This is a genomic window from Streptomyces sp. NPDC059010 (genome assembly GCF_042740355.1).
In the GTDB taxonomy this organism is placed as follows: domain Bacteria; phylum Actinomycetota; class Actinomycetes; order Streptomycetales; family Streptomycetaceae; genus Streptomyces.
On record NZ_JBHYJA010000087.1, the window covers coordinates 1 to 3,474 of the forward strand.

General features: G+C 70.1%; 3 protein-coding genes. 1 reads left to right on the forward strand and 2 read right to left on the reverse strand.

Annotation, left to right across the window (positions count from 1 at the left end):
• Window positions 1–368: 368 nt before the first annotated feature.
• Window positions 369–1,376 carry a stage II sporulation protein M gene (locus ACFWYS_RS45700; RefSeq protein ID WP_384782803.1) on the reverse strand — a complete coding sequence of 336 codons (1,008 nt, stop codon included), beginning with the start codon at window positions 1,374–1,376 and terminating at the stop codon, window positions 369–371.
• Window positions 1,377–1,506: 130 nt separating this feature from the next.
• On the opposite strand from ACFWYS_RS45700, the gene ACFWYS_RS45705 reads away from it, so the two are divergent.
• Complete coding sequence (locus tag ACFWYS_RS45705; protein WP_384782805.1) at window positions 1,507–2,502, forward strand: RDD family protein; 996 nt, start codon at window positions 1,507–1,509, stop codon at window positions 2,500–2,502.
• Between the two features lie 79 nt (window positions 2,503–2,581).
• On the opposite strand, the gene ACFWYS_RS45710 is transcribed toward ACFWYS_RS45705, so the two are convergent.
• Window positions 2,582–3,196: a hypothetical protein gene (locus ACFWYS_RS45710; RefSeq protein ID WP_384782807.1), complete on the reverse strand. Its 615-nt coding sequence runs from the start codon at window positions 3,194–3,196 to the stop codon at window positions 2,582–2,584.
• Window positions 3,197–3,474: the final 278 nt, after the last annotated feature.

Genomic DNA, 3,474 nt, shown 5'->3' on the forward strand with positions numbered 1-3,474 from the left:
CTTTGTACTCACCCTCTCGGGCTTTCCTCCGGGCGCTTCCCTTCGGTCTTGCGTTTCCGACTCTATCAGATCCTTTTCCGATCCGATTTCCTCGGCGCTTTCCAGGTTCCCGCTCTCGCGTTTCCCTTTCCGGCGGTTCCGACTTTATCAGAAGTTTCGGGCCGGACTGACCAGCCACTCATTTCCGAATCATCGGGAGGGGCTTCTCGGGAATCGATGTTCCACTGAAGCAGCTAGATGCTCACTCTGCCCGGCGGGACTACATCCACTTCCAGGCAACTGTTCGAATCTACCTCCCCACTCGCTCCGTGTCAACGGTTCTTGTGGGGCGAAGAGGAGACTAGCAGCTCAGCGCGGGCATCCGCACATCAGGCCGCCGTCGGAACGGCAGCGCTGCGCTCGGCCGCCTCGACGTCGCCCGTCTCTCCGGTGCGGGCGGCACGGCCACCGAGGACGTAGACGTATGCGAGGAAAGCCAGCTCGGCTATGACGCCGATGGTGATGCGGGCCCACGTGGGCAGGCCCGACGGGGTGACGAAGCCTTCGATGGCGCCGGAGACGAAGAGGACCAGGGCGAGGCCTATCGCCATGCCTATCGCGGCTCGGCCTTCCTCGGCGAGGGCTGAGCGTCGGGTACGGGGGCCCGGGTCGATGAGGGTCCAGCCAAGGCGTAGGCCTGTGCCGGCGGCGACGAAGACCGCTGTCAGTTCGAGGAGGCCGTGGGGCAGGACGAGGCCGAGGAAGGTGTCCAGGCGTCCTGCCGAGGACATCAGGCCGAAGCCGGCGCCGAGGTTGAGCATGTTCTGGAAGAGGATCCAGAGCACCGGGAGGCCGAGAAAGACACCCAGGATCAGGCAGAGAGCGGCGGCCCACGCGTTGTTCGTCCAGACCTGGGCCGCGAAGGACGCTGCGGGGTGGCTGGAGTAGTACGTCTCGTACTGGCCACCGGGGCGGGTCAACTCGCGCAGTTCGTTGGGCGCGGCGATGGTCGCCTGCACTTCCGGGTGGGTGGCGATCCACCAGCCCAGGAGGATCGCGACGAGGGTGGACAGGAGTGCCGTGGGGACCCACCAGTGCCGTGATCGGTAGACCGCGGCCGGGAAACCGTGGGTGAGGAAGCGGGTGACATCACGCCAGGAGGCGCGTCGGGTGCCTGTCACGGCACTACGCGCGCGTGCCACCAATTGGCTGAGTCGGCCCGTCAGCTGGGGGTCGGGGGCGCTGGACTGGATCAGCGAGAGGTGGGTGGCGGTGCGCTGGTAGAGGGTGACGAGTTCGTCGGTCTCGGCTCCGGTGAGTCGGCGCTGGCGCCCGAGCAGGGCGTCGAGCCGGTCCCACTCGGCTCGGTGGGCGGTGACGAAGACGTCGAGGTCCATCTGGTTTTCTGCTCCTCGGCTGTTCGTCGGCGACTCGTCGAAGGTGTCAGCTTGTCGTACTGCGGCGCGATGCGCCCTCAGCTTGGCAGACTGGCCATTCCACGGGCAGGTCAGGGGAAGGACGGACGGCGTGAGTGAGCTGGTCACGGGCGAGGCGGTGGCGCTGGAGTTGCGCCCCGCGAAGCTGCCCAGCAGGGCGCTGGCCGTGCTGCTCGATCTGGCTGTGGCCGTGATCGCCTATATCGTCGCGACGATCGGCGTGGTGGCTGCCACCGCTTCCCTGGACGAGGCGGCGCAGACCGCGCTGTCCATCGCGCTGTTCGTCCTGGTGCTGGTCGGCGGGCCGATCGCGGTCGAGACGCTCAGCCATGGGCGTTCGCTGGGGAAGTTGGCATGCGGGCTGCGCGTCGTGCGCGACGACGGCGGACCCATTCGGTTCCGGCACGCACTGGTGCGGGGTCTCATCGGTGTGATCGAGATTCTGATGACGCTCGGCGTCGTCGCCGTGATCGCTTCGCTGGTGTCCGCGCGCGGGCGGCGGCTCGGTGACGTGTTCGCCGGCACTCTCGTCGTACGGGAGCGGGTGCCCCTCGCACGGACGGGCTTTGTTCCGCCGCCCCCGCCGTGGCTGGCCGGCCGGTTTTCGGGGCTTGACCTGTCTGCGGTTCCCGATGACCTGTGGCTTGCCATTCGCCAGTACCTGACGCGGATGCAGCAGCTCGACCCCCAGGTCGGCCAGGGCATGGCGGAACGGCTCGCGACCGACCTCGCGGCGCGCACGGGTACTCCGGCGCTGCAGGGCGTGCCGCCGGCCGCGTATCTGGCGGCGGTGCTGCACGAACGGCAGGCTCGGGAGGCGCGGCGCGCCTTCGGTCATGGGCCGGGGGAGAGCGGGGCGCCTGCCGGTCTCGGCGGTGCGTACGGCCCGCCGGTCGTGCCGCCCGCGGCTGTGCCGCCTGCGTCGGGCGTGTACGGCGTTGGGGGTGCTCCGATTCACGGTCAGCCCGCGGTCGGGGCGGAAGAGGATCGTTCCTCCGCGTCTCAGAGCCCTGTACCGCAGACTCCGGCGTCGCAGGACGCGAGGTCGGCCGACCGGCCCGCCACCGGGTTCGTTCCGCCGGCGTAGCCGCCTCAGCTCGCCGCGCTCCCCAACCACCCGATCCCAGGCCGCCCTTCTCCGGGCCCTTCCGCCTGCCCGGCCTCGCTCAGGCGAACGTGGACGGTGGTGACTCCAGGTCTTCCAGTTCGATGCCGGGGGCCGCGAGCACCACGTCGCCTGCGATGTGTACGGCGTGCTGCTCGCCTGTGTCCAGGGCTGTGACCTGGTACTCGTCCACGGTCAGGGGGGCGTTGTCAGTGGCGTGTGTTTCTCTGTTCACCAAGGCCCAGGACTGGTCCACGGTGCGGGGGGCGAGGACCGGATCCGTGAAGGCCACGAGGCGGACGCGGGTTGCCGAGGCGGAAGGGGTGAGGCGTAGGAGACGAGCGGTGGCAATGAGGAACGCGGGGGACGTGCCGGTGAAGGCGTGGGCGCGCACATTGCCTTCTGTGGCGTGAGCCCCGGTGGGGTCGGTACGGACCCAGGTGACGCCGTCGAGGGCTGCGCCGCGTACCTGCCAGCCACCGGCATGGAGTTCGAGACGGATGGGGCGGCCGAGTTCGTCCAGGGCGAGGTCGACGGAGCCGCTGTGCTCGCCCTCGGGGGTGGTCAGCTGGGAGACGTAGCGCCAGCCGGAAGGGCCGGGGGCGCAGCGGAAATGCTCTTCTGCGAGGGCGGTGTGATCGTGCGGATCATGGAGCGAATAGCGGCCGCGGGGCATCGGGGTCCTGGGGCTTGACGGGCTGGTTCGGCCATACGGGTCAGAGTGGCCGCACGGGCCGAAGGGGCAGGCCCCCGGCACGGGGGTGCGGGGGCCTGCCTCGGAGGTTCTGCTGCTGAGGAGCGTGTCAGTGCACGGGCGCGCTCGCCGGGAGTGCCGTGCGGACCGCGCTCGCCGGAGGGGGGGGGGGGGCCGCCCGGGGGCCGGCACCCCGCCCCAAGAGCGGCGCCCCCCGCGACCCCCCCCCCCCCGCGGCGCGCGGGCGGAGAGGGGGTGTG

Bases quoted from the DNA above. Each gene is read 5' to 3' on its own strand.
- ACFWYS_RS45700 (WP_384782803.1), bottom strand. From the start codon at position 1,376: ATGGACCTCGACGTCTTCGTCACCGCCCACCGAGCCGAGTGGGACCGG.
- ACFWYS_RS45710 (WP_384782807.1), bottom strand. From the start codon at position 3,196: ATGCCCCGCGGCCGCTATTCGCTCCATGATCCGCACGATCACACCGCC.